Here is a 17334-nt window from a genome sequence, read left to right as displayed (position 1 = left end):
GGTTAGGCATGCCTAATCTGCGCAAGGCGGGGGCAGGTGGCACAGAGCTCGTCCGGCCGGACCGTATAGAAGAGACAGCAGGTGGTCTGAGTACGGGCCGAGTCCGGACCGGGCCGGAAACCCGCGCCGCCCAGGTACGGCGGAGTCCCGCCGGGCAGCAGGACGTTCGCGGCCGCCGCGGCGGCCGCGGGCCGGCCGAGGGCGGTGCCGAGATGCCAGAGCCCACTCGCGAGTTGGTCGGTGGCCAAGCCCCATATGCTCCGGGGCCGGCGGCGCATGACCGGACCGAAGGCATCGAGAACCGGGGCCAGATGCGCGGCGACAACTCCGCGCAACTCCGCGCCCAGCGCCTCCTCGTCCGCGACGGCGCGAACGTCGGCCCGCCGGGCAATGGAATCCCCTGGCAGGCAAATGATTTCGTCGGCCTCGACGACCAGTTCCCGGTCCTGCCAGGCGTAGGCGACGCGATCCAGCGCGACCCGGGGCACGCGCCGTTCCAAGAACCACGGCGCGCTCATGGCCAGGCACGCGGTGAACGCGTACCGGCGCAGCACCCAGGTGGCGGCGACATCCCGGCGGGGAGCCGTACCGTAGGCCTCGACGGCGCGTTGCTCCTCCGCCTCGATCATGCGCTCGATGACCGCGAAATCCGTTGCGAGCGAACCCCCTTGAACCCACTGACCGCCCGCGGCACGGCCCACTCCGACCCGCACCACGGGGAGCAGTCCTCCTAGCCGCCGATAGGCGTCGACGAGCGGCACGAGTAGCCCCACCTTCCGAGAGAGTCCGTCCGCCAAATACTAAGGTAAGCCTTACCTAGTGGCAATCCTGGCAGTGCGGCGAGCTCAGGGGGTCGGACGCGTTGCTCGCATCACATCCGTGACTGCCGCGCGGGGCGATCGCGAAGCTGGTTCGTCTGGCGCACACGCCATTTCGTGACCCAAATACCAGTACCGATTGTTAACCACGAAGTACGGCGGTGTTCGCATCGTGTTTACGATGTCCGAATGCTCATTCTCGACCCGCACGAACGTTCGACCCCCGCTGCCGGGATTGTTCGGCGGGAAGGGCATTTCCGTCCTCTCACGATCTGGGGCGGCATCGCCGCCGCGGTACTGGTGCTCGTCGCCGGACAGGCCATGGCGCTGCACATCAACGCGCTGGGTCCGCTGACCAGCCTGGCGCGCGACTACGTCGGCATACCGAAATCCGCGAGCACCTCGTGGGCCGGGTTCCTGCTCGCGCTGGTCGGTGTCACCAACCGGGTGCGGGTCACCGCGCTGGCCTCCGCGGTCGCGCTCGATCTGGTCTTCGTCGCGATCCGGGCGATCGAGGGCGCGAAGTTCACCATCGGCAACGGCCCGACCATCGTGCTGACCGTGCTGGCGATCCTCGCCGCCGTGCGCTGGTCCGGCATCCAGCGCGAGACCGCCCTGCGCACCATCGCGCTCGGCGCGCTGCTGATCCTCGCGACGAAGATCGGCGAGATCTGGCTGGACATCACCGCGTGGGCCCGTCCCATGGTGCTCGATCCCTATGTGCAGGTGGCCGATCGAGCCCTGGGCAATCCGTCCTGGCTGGCCGGGCAGGTCCTGGAGGCCGCGCCGTGGTTCGAGAGCCTGGTGCGCTGGGTGTACTTCGAGCTGCCGGTCGCGGCCATCGTGGTCGCCGTCTGGCAGCTGCGCGGCGTCACCGCGGGCCGGTGGCCGCGGCACCACCTGGTGCGCACGTTCCTGACCATCGGCCTGGTCGGGCCGCTGTTCTACCTGCTGTTCCCCGTCGTCGGTCCGATCCTGGCCTTCGGGCCCTGGGGCAACGGCATGGAACTCGCGAATGTCTGGCCGAATATCGTCCCGCCCGTGCCCGCCACCCTCGAGGCAATGCCGTTCGACGGGATCACGCCCCGCAACTGCATGCCGTCACTGCACACGGCGTGGGCGCTGTCGCTGTTCATCCACTCCCGGCGCGGGCCGGCCTGGCTGCGCTGGGGCGGTGTGTTCTGGCTGGTCTGCACTCTCATCGCAACCCTGGGCCTGGGTGCGCACTACGGCGTGGATCTCGTTGTGGGCGCGGCACTGTGCCTGACCATCGAATCCATCTTGCGCGACCCCGAGCGCGGCTGGGATCGTGCTCGCGTGCGGGTGGTGGCGCTGGGTGTCGCGACGTTCGCGAGCGTGCTGCTGGCCATCCGCTATCTGCCCCTGACCATGGCGAACCATCCGTTCCCGTCGGGGGTCGCGATCCTCGGGCTGTTCGCCATTCTGGCAATCACCTTCTACCGCACCTGGTTCGCGTCCGAACGCATCACCTCGTAACGAATTCTCCTTTTGCAAACCTCGGGTTTGCTGGCAACCCCACTTTCCTGCATCGATGGCGAACTTGCCGCAATACCAACGGATTAGCAATATTCTGATTCACATGGTGCGCACGGCATTAGCCGGAGCCGACCCGGACGAACCTGAACGTCCCGTGGCGGTGCCCCGGCCGGACCACCTATCGGTGGTCACAGAAACGCCAGAACCCGACGAGTATCACGTGCAGGTGCCCAGCGAGCCGGTGTTGACGGCCGCTGACATAGCGCGACTCCCACCGGCCGCCCGACATCGAATAGCGGCCTATGTCCACACGCAACTGGCCGATCTCGAAGAGCTGGCCTGACGCCTCAGTCGTGCGCGTGGATACGCGCCTGGACCTCCGGGCGGCGCAGCGGCGGGATCGTCTTCGGCGGCACCTTGCGATCCGGCAACTGCGCCAGTAGCCGAGCCGTTGCCGCGGCAATGTCCGCGACCGCCTCTTCTACCGCCGGTTTAGTTGCTGCGGAAATGCTGGAGAGGCCACCGACCTTGCGCACATACTGCAGGGCCGCCGCCTGAATTTCCTCTGGGGTTGCCGCAGGCTCGAGCCCGCGCAACGCGGTGATGTTTCGGCACATATCCCGAGGCTACGAGCCGGCACCGACAAGCGCCGCTTATAGGGCAGAATGTCGGGATTGGCAATCCTCGAGCGTCCCTCGGTGCGCCGCCTCCATAACGATCAATTTATCGGTTATGACCTGGTGTTATCGGATTCTGAAACAACACCGGTTTGAATCCCGTTACCGTATCGTAGTAAACTTGAAGCAATCTTGCGATCAAGCAAGTCACCCGCCCAGGCGTCGGGGGTAATCGCGGCCGCGTGCGTAAGCCAGGTCGCGAAGGGCCGATTTCCGGTCCGACCCGGCAGCCGTCTGCGCATTTCCCGAGCGCTGGACCGCGGGTGCACGACGAATACGGAGATTGCTGAACCTCATGGCCAAACCTAGTTTTCGTGCCGCCGTCATCGCAGGCGCCATCGTCGGATCCGCCGCCCTGCCCGCCATCCCGGCGCTCGCCCAGACCATCCAGGTTCCCGGCTTCGGCGCCGTCGAAATCCCGGACGTGCCGCAGCCCATCAAGGATCAGATCACCTCGCCGCAGGCGCAGGACCTGCTGAACCAGGTGCCGCAGCCGTACCAGGACCAGGCGCGCGACGTGGTCGGCCAGATCGCTCCGGCGCCGTCGGCGTCCAGAGGCCTGCGCGCCCTGCAGGCCGCGGAATCCCAGATCGGCACCCCGTACGTGTGGGGCGGCAGCCAGCCCGGCGGCTTCGACTGCTCCGGCCTGGTGCAGTGGTCCTACGGCCAGGAAGGCGTCGATATGCCGCGCACCAGCGAACAGCAGGAGAACGTGGGCACCCCCGTCGCCCTGGAAGACGCGCAGCCCGGCGACGTCGTGATCTACAACGGCGGCTCGCACACTGCCCTCTACGCCGGCAACGGCCAGGTCGTCCACGCCCCGAGTTCGGGCCAGGACGTCACCTACGCCCCGGTCGACCAGATGCCGATCGACAGCATCCGTCGTCCGGTCGAGGCCTGATCCAGTCAGCCTTTCAGTACCAGTGATTGGCCTGCCAGAACGCCCAGGCGCCGGCGGGGCCGCCGTAGCGCTTGTTCATGTAGTCGTAGGTCCAGCGGATCTGGGTGACCGGGTTGACCATCCAGTCGAGGCCGTGGGTGAACATCTTCTCCGGCGGTAGGGCCTGGCCGAGGCCGTAGGCGCCGCTGCTGGGGTTGCGGGCCAGATGGTTCCAGCCGCTTTCGCGGGTGATGACCATGTCGAAGGCATGGAACTGATGGACGGGCACGATCGACAGCGCGATCAGTTTGTTCGTCGCGCGGACCAGAGCCATCGTCATGCCCGCCTGCCGGACGGCGGCGGCGCACTCCGGGGTCTCGCAGTTCGGTATCTGGGCGGCGGCGTACTCGGCGGCCGTAGGACCGCCCCTACCGGGCTCGGCGGCCGAGGGAGCAGCACTCAGCAACACCGCACAGAAGGCAGCAGCCGTCAATGAAACACTTCGGACCATGAGATTTGCTCCTTCCGCATGCATGATGCGAATTCGAGCAAACCATTAGTTAACTGTCGGGTGCGGTTGCCACGCCGGAGTGCCCGGGCCGGGCGCGCCAAGCCCTTTCCGACAGCGCCTGTTTGGTCCACATCCACAGCGTCTCGTAGTGCACCCCGACCATCGGCCCGATCGCCCGCGCCGCGGCATAGGCCGACCCGTTCGCCTCGACGTACTCGAGCGCCAGACGGACCGCTTCCGCCCGCACCTGCGGTGAATAGCGCTTCGGCATCCGGCTCACCGCCCCGGCAGCGGAATCGATCCACGCACCGCTAGACCCCCAGCACCCGGAAGACCGTCAGCTGCCAGCCGATCCCGCGGACGAACCGGGCCCGGGCAGCGATGGCGAGCGTGCGGTGCCCGCGCACATATCGTGCGCAGATCTCGGCGTTCTCGGCATCGACCATGATCACGTCGACGGGACCCAGCGCGGCGGCCCCGAGCTCCCTGCTCGGCGCCGAATCACAGGCCACCATGGTGCGCAGCGCCTCCAGTACCTGCGTGCTCACCATGCCCCGAAGCTGTGTCACGGGCCGGCGATGATCCAGCACCTCCAACGTGGCCCGTAACACCCGATCGGCGAATGCCCTTGCGGCGGAACGGGCTTCCCCCACCACCGGCGAAGGCTGCCCCGCCGCCAGTTTCCGCATCCGCGGCGAGATAGCGCGGCGATCGGCCGCGCAGGGCACCTCCCGCACCACCGGCGGATCCACCCAGGCCGCCTCCACCTCCACCCGGCGGCGCGGCCCGCAGCCGCAATTCCGCAGGGGCGGTTCGTAATTCGGTGCCGGCCGTAAGTACCTACGAGCTTCGTTCACGGCAACTTTCCCCATCCTCGAGCCCGGCCCCGCCACCGAGCGCCAACACCGCGGGATTCATACGGATTCCGCATGAGTTGCCCTCTACTCGTCCGTGACCGAGGAACCGTTACACAACTTTCGGGGATCGAAGATCGCCGGGCGTGTCGAGTAGCCAGGTCAGTAGGGTGTGCCGGGTGAGGTACTTCAACACGGCAGGTCCGTGTCTTCAGGACCTGCACTACATGATCCCCGCCGACGAACGGTTGCCCCAGGCACAGGGTTACGTTGAGTTCGGCTTCTACTTCGTCGTGCACGCGCCCCGGCAGTCGGGCAAGACTACGGCGCTGTTGAGCCTGGCCGATGAGTTGAATGCCGAGGGGCACTACGCGGCGCTATATGCATCCTGCGAGTGCGGCGGCCCCATGGGCGATGACTACGCCGCTGTGGAGCTGACCTTGCTGCACCGGATCCGGCAGGCGGCCCGGCGCCATGGCGTGCCCCCGGAGTTGCAGCCACCCGACCCATGGCCGGACGCGCCTCCAGGCAACCGGCTGGAATTCGGTCTGCGGGAATGGGTGCGCCAATGCCCGCGTCCGCTGGTGTTGTTTCTCGATGAGATCGACGCTTTGCGCGGCGAGGGTCTGATCAGCGTGCTGCGGCAGCTGCGGACCGGATTCATCGAGAACCGTAGGAGCTTTGTGCATTCGGTGGTTCTCTGCGGCATGCGGGATGTCCGGGACTACAAGGCCGCCGCCGGAGGTGACCCGGCGCGGCTGGGTGGGGCGAGCCCGTTCAACATCAAGATCAAGTCCCTTCGCGTCGGTGACTTCACCAAACTCGAGGTTAGCCAGCTCTACGGTCAGCACACCGCCGCTACGGGACAGGAATTCGACAGCAAAGCCATAGATCTGGCCTTCTGGTACACCCAGGGCCAACCGTGGTTGGTGAACGCGCTGGCTTGGGAAATCCTGGGTGAGATGGGCGTTCGTGAGGCGATCACGATCGATCACGTCGAGCAAGCCAAAGAACGGCTGATCCTCGCACGGGCAACCCATTTGGATTCACTGATCGACAAGCTCAACGATCCGCGCGTGCGGCGAGTGCTCGAGCCGATCATTGTCGGCGAGGTTGCCAGGTCGGTTCCCGAATTCGACAACGATGTCTCCTACACCAGGGATTTGGGTTTGATCGCGCAGGGTAAAGAGTTGCGGATCGCGAACCCGATCTATCAGGAAGTGATCGTGCGGGTGCTCGGTGACAACACCGAGCGCAGCATCTCGGCTCAACCGTCGAGCTTTCGCCTGCCCGATGGCCGAATCGACTTTCCGCATTTGCTGCAGGAGTTCGCGACCTTCTGGGTTCAGCACGGCGACGTGCTCGCAGCTCGCGAGAACTATCACGAGGCGGCCGCACAGTTGGTGCTGATGGCATATCTGCACCGCATCGTCAACGGCGCGGGATTTGTGGACCGCGAGCTCGGCGTCGGCCGAGGACGCATCGATCTGCTTGTTCGCCAACCCTATTCCGATGAACACGGACGTAAGGCCGAGCAGCGCGAGGCACTGGAGCTGAAGGTATGGGCCGGACATCAGGCCGACCCCCTCGCTGAGGGTTTGACCCAGATCGACAGCTACCTCGACCGGCTCAGCCTCGACACCGGCACACTGGTGATCTTCGATCGGCGGCCTACGGCTGCGCCGATCGGCGAACGCACCGGGTTCGACAAAGCGCAGACGCCGTCCGGGCGGATCGTCACCTTGCTTCGCGCCTGACGTCGCGGGGGTGTGGTAGCCGAGTAGCTCAGCGGAGCCGGGCGATCTGCGCAGTGGCGTGGGTGACGATGGCATCGAGGCGGCTGTGGTGCGCGCCCTTCCAGTAGGTCTGGCCGCAGTCGGCGCATTCGGCGAACGTAGTGGCGGCTCCCGAGGTTCGGGGGGTGGCGTGCGGAGCCGGACGGAGCAGGCCGTTGCAGGTGGTGCAGCGCGTCCACGGCGACAGCGGCGGGGCGAAGCGGGTGAGGACGTCGTCGAGTTGCTCGGGCGGGCGGTGGCTGTAGATGTAGGCGCCGGCGTAGATTTCGCGGCGGCGCAGGAGGCCGCGGTCGCGGGAGAGCAGGATGCGGCGTTCGGTGGCGGAGCGGGTCGCCAGGGCGGCGTCGCCGATGTCGGGGTTCTCGTAGGCGGCGTCGAGGCCGAGCAGGCGCAGGCGGCGGGCGAGGGTGCCGAGGTGGATGTCGAGGAGGAAACGTAAGGGCGCGGGGCAGGTTTGGGGGCGCGGGAACGCCCGGACCGCGATGGACTCACCGGCAGCGGGGACGTGTGCGGGCCGGACAGTGCGGCCGTCGACCAGCAGTTCTCCCACCTCCGTTAGCGGGACGCCCAGGGACTCCACCACATGGCCGAGGGTCGAGGCGCCGTCGGTTCGTACCGACGCGCCGCCGTTGCGCAAGGCCGCCGCGACGAACACGTGTAGCTCCGGCGCGAACTCGATGGTGATCCCCGATTCACTCATCTCGCCAGCATGCCAGCGGGAACGGCCGGGCAGCCAGCCTATTTCGATCTCAGCTGAACAGGCCGCCGAGGGCGCCGCCGGACTGACCGGCCTGCTGCCCGCCGCCGGTGCCGCCGAGCAGTCCGCCGGGCGGCAGCTCCGAAGGCTGCACGATGACGAAACCGCGGCCGGAGAACGACAGCGTCAACCCCTCGCCGGTGCTGCGGCCGATGAGGCGGCTCAGGCCGAAGGAATCGTTGCGTTTGATGCCGGTGCTCAAACTGGAGGACCAGGCGACGGCGGCCTGCGGGTCGGCGAAGGTGGGCTGGTCCACCTGAAGCACCACCGGGGAGCCGTGCGTGGTGATGGCGATGCGGCCGCGGCCGGTGAAGACACAGTTGAAAAGGCCTGCGTTGCTGGCGACTCCGGCGGCGCCGGAGACCATCTTCACGTCGTAGCGCAGGCTCGAGTCGAAAGCCAGAACGTTGGATCCGTTGATGGTGAGCCCGTCGGTGCCGTCCAGGTCGACGGTGTGCACGTCGGCGGCGGCGTTGGCCAGGAACAGGTCGCCGCGGCCGGTGACCTTCATGAGCGGGACGCCCTCACCGGTGAGGCGCTGCTGGATGGCGCGGCCGATGCCGCCCGAGCCGAGCGCCTTGAACTGCAGATCGCCCTGGTAGGCGACCATCGAACCGGTGCGCGCCATCACCTCCCCGGCGACGGCGACCTTGATCATCTTGCCGCCCTGCTTCTGGATGCCGGGGCCGGTGGCTTCGGCGAAACTCGGGTTGAACAGATCGCTCTGCATCGGCTGTGCTCCTTGCTGGAATTGCGGCGGGGCCGAGTAGGCGGGTTGCGGCGGCGGTTGATACGCCGGGGCGGGTGGCTGCTGGTAGGCCGGAGGCGGTGGCTGCTGGTAGGGAGGCGCTGCGGGCTCGTCGTCGATATTGACCCCGAATGCCGTTGCGATACCGGCCAATCCGTTGTCGTAGCCCTGCCCGACAGCGCGCACCTTCCACGCGCCGCCGCGCCGATAGATCTCCACGCACACCACAGCGGTCTCGGTACTGAGCCCCGTCATCGGGAAGGTCAATGTGCCGGAGGATGATCCGATGGTCGCCAGCAGCGAGCCCGCTGCGGCGAAGGTGCCGGGCCGGTCCAGGCTCGCTGTCACCACGACTTTGTCGACGTCGGCGGGCAGCGCGGAGGTCCGCACCTCGACCACGTCGGGCCCGCCGCCGCCGTGCCGGTAGGTGACGCCCGGCCCGACCGGCTGATTGAAGAACACGAAGTCGGAGTCGGAGCGCACCTTGCCGTTCGCGCCGAGCAGCAGCGCGGACACATCGACGGGATCGGTGCAGGCAACAGTGACCGTCAGCTGGTCGCCGGGTGCGGGCCGGTTCTCACCGCGAGCCAGCGCGGTCACCGGTTCGCTCCGCTGTTTTCTGCCACTCCATGGAGTTTGCGAAACACCCCATCGAGTTTGCCGTGCGACTCGGCAGAGTGCCAGTTCACCTGGTGTGTGTTTTGAAAAATTCCCACATCAGGTCGGTGGCGCTGACTCCGGCGGCGGGATCCACCAGACCGCCGCGCTGCCCGCCGGGCCACGAGTGGTTCATCTCCGGCATCTTGTAGACCTGTACGTCGCTGCCATCGGCACACTTCCCCGCGGTCAGCGTGATCCCCCGCGGAAGTGCCTGCGGCACCGGTTCCGCCGCGCAGCCCTGCCGCTGCTGCCAGGTTTCGATCCCGAGACCGAGCTGGGCGGCGGCCCGATCCTTGCCGCCGAGGAAGGTGATCACCGAAACCGGTGTGGCCGGTTTATAGGCCGCGTCTTTCAACGCCTTGTCACCGATGAACCCACCACTCACCGGCGCGATGGCGGCGAAGGTCCCGGGCACTTCCACCGCGAGCTTGTACGACATGTCCGCGCCGTTCGAAATGCCGGTCGCGTAAACGCGTTTCGGGTCGGCTTTCCACTGCTCGGTCATCCGGGCGACCACCTGCTTGATGAACCCGACGTCATCCTCGGAGCCGCAGCAGACCAAAGCGTTGTAGGCCTCGTTCAGTCCCTGCGGATAGACGACGAGGAAATTCTCCTGATCCGCTTTGGCATTCATCCCGGAGGTCTGGGCGATCTCCGCGGAAGTCCCCGGGCGGTAATGCATTACGACCACCACCGGCAGTGCGGTCTTGCCGTCATAACCCGGCGGTGCGTGCACCGTGTAAGCCCTTGCCTTACCGTCGAATTCGAGGTCGACGGTCTGGTCACCCGGCCCGGGTTTATCCGCGGGCGGCGGTGGGTCGGAATCACCACAGGCCACCGCCACTACGGCGGTCAGAGCGATCGCGATGGCACCAATATTGCGTAGCCACGACATCGCCCAACTATGGCACGACAATGCCTCCGATGTAGCCGAATTCGTTGCGCCGCAATGGCGTCCACGCGCCAATCGCGGTTTACCCGTTTGCGTCGGCGCGATCGAGTAACTCCTCGTCGATCTCCCGGCCATAACCCAGGCGCACATTGTGTTCGACTTCCCCGCCGGACACGGTGACGCGGCTGGTGATCGGCGGGTATCCTCGCGCCACCACGGTGTATTCGCCTTCGGGCAGATCCGGGACGACGTAGAGCCCTTCCTCATCGGTGCGCACCGTCGCGGTGAGATCGCCCGCTACATCCAGCACCATGATCTGCACGTCCGGCACGGCTCTTCCGTCGGCCACGGCGATCCCGGCGAGTACCGCCATCGGATCCATATCGATGTCGTGGCGCAGCAGGCCGGTGTGCGGCACGGTGAGCGCGGCCGCGTACGGACGCATGTGCTCCGCGATCACCACCAGGGTATAGCTGCCGGAAACCACGTCGTGGCAGACGAAATGGCCGTCCTCGGTGGTGATGGCGGCGCCGACCACCTCGCCGCGCCGATCGGTGAGCGTGACGGTAGCGCCGTCGATGGGATTGCCGCTGACGACCGAGCGCACCACGCCCGATACCTCGCTCGAACCCATGAGGGTGAGATCCAGCTGCTGGGGCCAGGGGCCGGCGACCACGCTGATGGCGGTGGGCTGGTGGCCGGCGGCGGAGACGATCAGGACGTAGGTGCCGGGCTCGGGCGCGTAGATGGCGTAGTCGCCGTAACTGTCGCCGGTGGCGCGGGTGACCTGGTGGCCGCGCTTGTCGATCAGGGTGAGCGCGGCCTCGGGCACGGGTCTGCCGTCTTCGTGATGAATGCGGCCGGTCAGCGACGGATGCCCGTGCTCGATTTCGGCGAAGGCCGCTTCGTCCACGTCCTCGTCCTCTTCTTCGTCGCCGGCCGGTTCAGGTTCGGGTTCGGACAACAGGGCCTGGGCCGCCCCGTCCCAGTCGTGCTCGTCGTCCGGGTGCGGCTCGCGCGCGGCGTCGGAAACTATCAGCAGTTCGACCGGATCGTCTTGCAGCGGAAGCTCTCTCATGAACAGCAGCACCAGACCGGCGACCAGGGCCACGCCCGCGGCGGTATAGAACACGCCGTTCATGGCATCGGTGAAGCCGATCAGGACCGGGGTTCTCAACTCCTCGGGCATGTTGCCGATGCCGCTGGCATCGCTGGTGATGCCGCCGAGCTGCGTGGTGTCGAAGCCCGCGGGCAGCTGCCCGCCGAACGCGTCGATGATCTTGTGCGGCAACAGATTGAACAGAATCGTCAGGAAGATGGCGACGCCGAGCGTGCCGCCCATCTGCCGGAAGAAGGTCGCCGCGGCGGTGGACACGCCCATGTCTTGCAGGGGTCCGGCGTTCTGCGCGGCGATGATCAGCGTCTGCATGCAGAAGCCGAGCCCGGCGCCGATCACACCGCCGCAGACCAGCGGCTGCCACAGCGGGCTGTCGAACTCCACCTGGGCGTGCAGCACCGCGCCGATCGTGATGAGGAAACAGCCCCCCACGGGCAGCATCTTGTATCTGCCGGTGCGCTGGGTGACCATCCCCGAGATCTGCGCGCCGATCATGATACCGACCACCAGCGGCAGCATCAGCAAACCCGACTTCGTCGGTGAATATCCGCGCACCACTTGGAAATACAGCGGCACCAGGACAATGGCGCCGAACATCGCGACACCGACAATGAAGCCGCCGAGAATGGACACGCTGAAGGTGGAATTGTCGAACAGCCGCATCGGAATCAGGGCGGCGTCCTTCATCAGCAATTCCACGATGATGAACAGCAGCACACCCGAGGCCGCGACGCCGTAACAGATGAGCGCGCGCTGGGACTCCCAGCCCCACTCGCGACCCTGCTCGGCGATGATCAGCAGCGGCACCACACCGACGGTCAGCATCAGCGCACCGAACCAGTCGATGCGTTGTTTCTGACGCACGTGCGGAACGTTCAGGAATTTGGCGACGACCACGAAGGCGAGCACGCCGATCGGCACGTTCACCAGGAACACCCAGCGCCAGCCGTCCAGCCGCACGAGCTCGTCGTAGCCGGAGAAGAAGCCGCCGAGCACCGGGCCCAACACCGTCGAAGAGCCGAAGACCACCATGAAATAGCCCTGGTAGCGCACTCTTTCGCGGGCCGGCACGATATCGCTGAGGATGGTGAACGCCAGCGACATCAAACCGCCCGCGCCCAAGCCCTGGAAGGCGCGGAAGGCCGCGAGCTCGTACATGGACGTGGCGAAAGTGCAGGCGATCGAGCCGAGGACGAACACCCCGATCGCGATGAGGTAGCAGGGTTTCCGGCCGTAGATGTCGGCGAGCTTGCCGTACAGCGGCGTACTGACCGTCGCGGTGATCAGGTATGCCGTTGTGGCCCAGGCCTGTTCATCGAAACTGTGCAGGTCGTTGGCTATCGGCACGATCGCCACGCTGACGATGTTCTGGTCCAGGGCGGCCAGGAAGATGCCCAATAACAAACCGGACAGGATGGTCAGGACCTGCCGGTGCGACAGCGAGGTGGTTGTCGAGTTCGTCATGTAGGGGCCCTCAGCTTCGATCGACCATCCGGAAGGGGTCTGCGGTAAATCAAAGTCGTGCGGTACATCTCGAACATGCGCACGCGGTAGCGCCAAGCGCCACAAGCGATCTGCGGGCAACTATAGAGACCGTGCATCGAGTGCGCATTGACACCCCTCCCCCGGCACCTCGTCCAGGTGCGGGGGCAGGGGTGTCACGGTGCCGGAATGCTCAGCGGGTAGCCGTCCGCTGCTTGCTCGTGCGGGCCTTGCGACGCTCGGCCTGGAGCTCGGCGAGCTCCTGTTCGAGGATGTCGGCAACCCGGAACTGGCCGGTGTCGTAGAGCGGATCCGGCTCTGGGGCACTTGCCTTTTCGGCCGGGGTGGGCTTGCTCGACGGCTTGCGTTCGGCCACCACGGTGACCTCCGGCTGCGGCACCGGCGCTTCGACCTTGCGGGCCTTCGCCGGCGGGGCCGGCTCCGAGGCGACCTGTACCGCCGCGACCGGCTTCTGCGTGCTCACGCGCGTGGCCGGGCGCGGCTCGGCCACCACGGGACGAGCCTCGACTACCGCCGGGCGGCTTTCGGCCACCACTGGACGGGTCTCTGCCGCCGGACGCGTCTCGACCACTACCGGACGCGTCTCGACCACCGTCGGACGGTTCTCGGCCACCTTCGGCCGGTTCTCGACAACGACTGGCGCGACCCGCTTTTCGGCACTCGCGGCGGGTGCGGGCCGACCGTTCATCTTCGCCTGTACCGGCTGGTCGGTATTGAGCACTGCGGCGACCTTGCCGGAATCGACTGGCGCACGGCGCTTCTCCGGCGCCGGACGCGGCGCGGTGGCCACGTGCACACCGTTCGGCACCGGCGCACCATTGCGCTTGCCGTTGCGCGCCGCGGGCGGCAAAGGCGGCGGGAGCATCTCGGTGACCTCGACCGCGGCTTCCGCCACCGGTTCTGCCACGACCTCGTCGACCGGCTCCGGTTCGACGACAGGTTCGGCTTCCTTGGCCGCGGCCACCTTGGCCGTGGCACTGCGCGTGTACCCCGCGAGCGAGGGCAACTGCCGCCGAATGCGCTCGACCGGGTCCGGCATCTCCTTGACCTGCTCGGTGGCCCGGGCGATGGCCAGTCCGTAGCGCGCGCTCGCGGCGTCGTGAATGAGTAGCGCGACACCGATCATCACCGGCGCGATGGCGTGCACGGCCACCTCGTACCACTCACCGACCCGCAGGTACGGATAGGTGTTCAGACAGACGGTCAGGCCCAGCAGTGCCAGCTCGGCGAGGGCAACCTGCCCGCGATTGTCGACGACCCCCCACTCGGACACCTTGTTGGTGCCGATCATGATGATGATCAAACAGACGCTGATCATGCCTTCGAGCAGATAGCTGAACCAGAACAGCGGATCCGAGGGCCCGCCCGGCGCGATATTGTGCTGCACATTCACCGCCGACCACAGCATGCCCGCGCCGACCACGCCGGCCAGTGCACGCAGTGACCAGGCCCGATGCCGGTACAGCGAGGCCAGCCGGGCATGCGGGCTGGATTCGCGCCGTTGCGCGGCAATTGCCTTGCGGGCGACCAGAAGATCACGCATATCGGCCTTCTCGATTGCTTCGGTGGTCTGCCTGGCGCGGTCGGCGGCCCCGGCCAGTGCCTGCACTTCCTTCCAGCGCTGGCCCCGATCTTGTTCCCGGATCCGTTCGGCGAGTTCACGTTCTGCGTGTAGCTCGTCCTCGGACAGCGCTTCGGTGAGCGCGGGATCGAATTGCCAGGCCAGCCGGCCCCGGGCCTTCTCGACCCGCCTTGCCAGCTGTGTCACCTCGTCCTCGATGGGATGCTCGATGGTCATCGGGGCCCCCCACTGCGGACGCTCGGGGGGAGACTTGTAGTCGCGGTTGGGTTCGGCACCCAAGCATTCATAGTCGATGGCCGCCGCCTGCGAAACCGTTGATTTGCCAATGGCACGCCAAACTCGGCGTGGCGCGCGGCGACACACGGTCCGCTGCGGTATACGGAACGACCATTACGGCAGCGCATTGCGGACACTTTCCATAAATCGGAAGTGAAACGAAGTCTGATCGAAAGCCCCTGGGCAGCAACGAAAATGACGTGTCTCAGATTGCCATACTCGACCGGGGCCAAGATCACCGGGGTCACCCCCGTATCCGGCCTGCCAGCTGCCCGCCCCAGCAACGCACCCGCACATTTCCGACCGGCTGGGGCGATCGGGGAATCGTGGGATCGGTGCAGCTCTGTAGACTTTCCGGCTGGCCGATTCCCGGCCCTTTCCCAGGCGAGGTGGACGACAGTGGCGATGCGGAAGCTGACCGCTCGGTCGGCGATTCTCAGTGCGCTGCTGGGGGCGCATCCGGCGGAGGCGCCGGTCAGCTGGATCGTGACGGTGGCCGAGGAGCTGGGGTTGCAGCAGTCGGCGGTGCGGGTGGCGCTGACGCGGATGGTGGCCGCGGGGGATCTGGAGCGCAGCAACAGCGTCTATCGGCTCTCGCAACGGTTGATCGAGCGGCAGCGCCGCCAGGATGCGGCGCTGCGCCCGGTGCAGCGGGAATGGGACGGGCGCTGGTACATGGCGGTGGTGACGACGGTCGGCGCCGAGGCCAGTGCGCGCATCGCGTTCCGTGACTCCATGCGCGCCAACAAGGTGGCCGAGTTGCGCGAGGGGGTGTGGACCCGGCCAGGCAATATCGACATCGCGCTCGGGCGGGACGCCACCCGGCGCATCGTTCAGTTCACCGCCGAACCGCAGACCGCTCCGGTCAAGCTCGCGGAATCCCTTTTCGCGCCGAAGAATTGGGCTCGGGACGCGGAACGGCTGCTGCGGGCGTTCGAGTCCGGGAAGACGATGGCGGATCGCTTCGAGGTGGCGGCCGCGGCGGTGCGCCACATTCTCGACGATCCGCTGCTGCCCGAACCACTGCTGCCCGCCGACTGGCCCGGAATGCGACTGCGCGCCGAATACGAGGGATTCCGAACGGAATTCATCGCTTTCGCGGAGCAGAACTTCGTCCAGTGACCCGCGCCGTCAGCCGACTTTCGGAGTTGCCCGGTCGATGATCGCGGCGGTGTCCAGGCCGGTGGGCAGCGTCCCGAAGACATCGCCGTGTTCACCGCCCAAACGGCTGACGGTGAACGCGTCGGCGACCGCCGGATGGCCGTAACGCACCAGCAGCGAGGCCTGTAATACCTGCGCCATATCGCCGACGACGCGGCGGGCGCGGTGCTGGATGGTGTCGAAGTCGCCGAACTGCCCTTCCAGGCGGGTGATCGCCGCGTCGAGGTGCTTGTCGGCGCCCGCGGCTCGCTTCACCTCGTCGAAGTAGGCGGCCAGGGTTTCCGGCTGTTTCGCCATGGCGCGCAAGGTATCCAGGGCCGCGACATTGCCGGACCCTTCCCAGATCGACAGCAGCGGCGCTTCCCGATACAGCCGCGGCATGCGCGATTCCTCGACATAGCCGTTGCCGCCCAGGCATTCCAGCGCTTCGGCGGCATGCATCGGCCCGCGCTTGCACACGTAATACTTGCTGACCGCCAACGAGATTCGGCGCAGCTGGTCCGCGCCCTCGACACCGGCGACGGCCTGGTCGGTGAGGTCGGCCAGCCACATCGCGACGGTGCTGGCGGCTTCGGCTTCGACCGCCAGGTCGGCCAGCACATTCCGCATCAGCGGCTGCTCGGACAGACTGGCGCCGAAGGCTTTCCGGTGCGCGGCGTGATGCGCGGCCTGTGCCACGCCGGTGCGCATGGCGGTGGCGGCGCCGATCGTGCAGTCGAGCCGGGTCAGGTTGACCATCTCGATGATGGTCGGCACACCCCGGCCTTCGGGGCCGACCAGCCAGCCGAGGGTGTTGTCGTATTCGACCTCGCTACTGGCATTGGAGCGGTTGCCGAGCTTGTCCTTGAGTCGTTGCAGCGCAAAGTGATTGCGTGAACCGTCGGGCAGGACCCGCGGCACCAGGAAGCACGACAGCCCGCCCGGCGCCTGCGCGAGGGTGAGGAACAGGTCCGACATCGGCGCGGAGGTGAACCACTTGTGCCCGGTGATCCGGTAGCTGCCGTCCGGCTGCGGCACCGCGGTGGTGGTGTTGGCCCGCACATCGGAGCCACCTTGCTTCTCGGTCATCGACATGCCCGCGATCAGTCCGCGCTTGGTCAGCGGCGCGCGCAGCCCCGGATCGTATTCGCGGGCGGTGAGCAGCGGCTCGTACTGCGCGGCCAGCTCAGGGTTGGCACGCAAGGCCGGAACCACGGCGTAGGTCATCGAGATCGGGCAGCCGTGCCCGGCGTCGACGGGACCCCACACGCTCAGCTTCGCCGCCCGGGTCAGGTGTGGATTCGGCCGGGTGTCGGCCCACACCGCGCCGTGCAGTCCGAAGCCCACGGCATGGGTCATCAGCTGGTGGTAGCTGGGGTCGTAGACCACCTCGTCGACGCGGTGCCCGTACCGGTCGTGCGTCTTCAGCACCGGCGGATGCGCTTCGGCCAGGTCACCCAGCTGTTGCGCCGCGGCGCTGCCGGCGAGCCGCCCGATCTCGTGTAATTCGTCGAGTGCGTGCTCCGCGCCTGCCCGACCCAGCGCCTCCAGCAGCACCGGCTGCTCGGCGAGGTCGTAGTCGACAAGGGGCGGAACCTGATTCGTCACCGCGTGCGTACTCATGGA

At 67.1% G+C, this 17334-nt stretch carries 17 protein-coding genes; 6 read left to right on the top strand and 11 right to left on the bottom strand.

The annotated features are described in order from the left end of the window. Positions 1-2 precede the first annotated feature (2 nt). Complete coding sequence (locus IBX22_RS38405; protein WP_194819693.1) at positions 3-761, bottom strand: (2Fe-2S)-binding protein; 759 nt, start codon at positions 759-761, stop codon at positions 3-5. Positions 762-1007: 246 nt separating this feature from the next. On the opposite strand from IBX22_RS38405, the gene IBX22_RS32840 reads away from it, so the two are divergent. Further along, the gene (locus tag IBX22_RS32840; protein WP_194819692.1) at positions 1008-2315 is read left to right on the top strand and encodes a phosphatase PAP2 family protein; all 1308 of its coding nucleotides are present in this window, start codon (positions 1008-1010) and stop codon (positions 2313-2315) included. A gap of 55 nt (positions 2316-2370) precedes the next feature. Beyond that, on the top strand, positions 2371-2658 hold the full coding sequence (locus IBX22_RS32835) for a hypothetical protein (RefSeq protein ID WP_194819691.1): 288 nt from the start codon (positions 2371-2373) through the stop codon (positions 2656-2658). A gap of 4 nt (positions 2659-2662) precedes the next feature. On the opposite strand, the gene IBX22_RS32830 is transcribed toward IBX22_RS32835, so the two are convergent. Continuing rightward, complete coding sequence (locus tag IBX22_RS32830) at positions 2663-2932, bottom strand: DUF2277 domain-containing protein (protein WP_194819690.1); 270 nt, start codon at positions 2930-2932, stop codon at positions 2663-2665. Positions 2933-3287: 355 nt separating this feature from the next. Here IBX22_RS32830 and IBX22_RS32825 point away from each other — a divergent pair, with 355 nt between their 5' ends. After that, positions 3288-3893: a C40 family peptidase gene (locus IBX22_RS32825; protein WP_194819689.1), complete on the top strand. Its 606-nt coding sequence runs from the start codon at positions 3288-3290 to the stop codon at positions 3891-3893. 13 nt (positions 3894-3906) lie between these two features. Here IBX22_RS32825 and IBX22_RS32820 read toward each other — a convergent pair whose 3' ends face one another. From IBX22_RS32820 to IBX22_RS37710, 3 genes are read right to left on the bottom strand one after another with little or no spacing between them, the layout of a single operon-like run. Continuing rightward, the gene (locus IBX22_RS32820) at positions 3907-4383 is read right to left on the bottom strand and encodes a lytic transglycosylase domain-containing protein (RefSeq protein WP_194819688.1); all 477 of its coding nucleotides are present in this window, start codon (positions 4381-4383) and stop codon (positions 3907-3909) included. Positions 4384-4432: 49 nt separating this feature from the next. Then, positions 4433-4654: a hypothetical protein gene (locus tag IBX22_RS32815; RefSeq protein ID WP_194819687.1), complete on the bottom strand. Its 222-nt coding sequence runs from the start codon at positions 4652-4654 to the stop codon at positions 4433-4435. Positions 4655-4694: 40 nt separating this feature from the next. Further along, positions 4695-5072, bottom strand: a complete 378-nt coding sequence (locus IBX22_RS37710) for an Rv3235 family protein (protein WP_228540026.1) — start codon at positions 5070-5072, stop codon at positions 4695-4697. Here IBX22_RS37710 and IBX22_RS32805 point away from each other — a divergent pair. Then, the gene (locus IBX22_RS32805) at positions 4981-5202 is read left to right on the top strand and encodes a hypothetical protein (protein WP_194819685.1); all 222 of its coding nucleotides are present in this window, start codon (positions 4981-4983) and stop codon (positions 5200-5202) included. The two genes, IBX22_RS37710 and IBX22_RS32805, sit on opposite strands and share 92 nt — an antisense overlap. 214 nt (positions 5203-5416) lie before the next feature. After that, positions 5417-6994, top strand: coding sequence for an ATP-binding protein (locus IBX22_RS32800; protein WP_309234885.1), 1578 nt, complete (start codon positions 5417-5419; stop codon positions 6992-6994). A gap of 28 nt (positions 6995-7022) precedes the next feature. Here the strand turns inward: IBX22_RS32800 and IBX22_RS32795 are convergent, their stop codons facing one another. The 5 genes from IBX22_RS32795 to IBX22_RS32775 form a co-directional block, all read right to left on the bottom strand. After that, positions 7023-7733, bottom strand: coding sequence for a Mut7-C RNAse domain-containing protein (locus IBX22_RS32795; RefSeq protein WP_194819684.1), 711 nt, complete (start codon positions 7731-7733; stop codon positions 7023-7025). A gap of 49 nt (positions 7734-7782) precedes the next feature. Next, positions 7783-9138 carry an AIM24 family protein gene (locus IBX22_RS32790; protein ID WP_194819683.1) on the bottom strand — a complete coding sequence of 452 codons (1356 nt, stop codon included), beginning with the start codon at positions 9136-9138 and terminating at the stop codon, positions 7783-7785. Positions 9139-9223: 85 nt separating this feature from the next. Next, entirely contained in the window at positions 9224-10093 is an 870-nt protein-coding gene (locus IBX22_RS32785) for a PHB depolymerase family esterase (RefSeq protein ID WP_194819682.1), read from the bottom strand. A 79-nt stretch (positions 10094-10172) separates the two neighbouring features. Continuing rightward, positions 10173-12671, bottom strand: a complete 2499-nt coding sequence (locus IBX22_RS32780) for an MFS transporter (RefSeq protein WP_194819681.1) — start codon at positions 12669-12671, stop codon at positions 10173-10175. A gap of 211 nt (positions 12672-12882) precedes the next feature. After that, on the bottom strand, positions 12883-14508 hold the full coding sequence (locus IBX22_RS32775; protein WP_194819680.1) for a hypothetical protein: 1626 nt from the start codon (positions 14506-14508) through the stop codon (positions 12883-12885). Between the two features lie 465 nt (positions 14509-14973). On the opposite strand from IBX22_RS32775, the gene IBX22_RS32770 reads away from it, so the two are divergent. Continuing rightward, positions 14974-15690, top strand: a complete 717-nt coding sequence (locus IBX22_RS32770) for a PaaX family transcriptional regulator C-terminal domain-containing protein (protein WP_194819820.1) — start codon at positions 14974-14976, stop codon at positions 15688-15690. 9 nt (positions 15691-15699) lie between these two features. Here the strand turns inward: IBX22_RS32770 and IBX22_RS32765 are convergent, their stop codons facing one another. Then, positions 15700-17331 (bottom strand): acyl-CoA dehydrogenase family protein, encoded by a 1632-nt coding sequence (locus IBX22_RS32765; RefSeq protein WP_194819679.1) that lies wholly within the window; start codon positions 17329-17331, stop codon positions 15700-15702. Positions 17332-17334 lie beyond the last annotated feature (3 nt).

It is taken from the genome of Nocardia sp. XZ_19_385 (assembly GCF_015355755.1).
Lineage (GTDB): Bacteria > Actinomycetota > Actinomycetes > Mycobacteriales > Mycobacteriaceae > Nocardia.
This window is presented reverse-complemented; position numbering and strand designations above follow the sequence as displayed.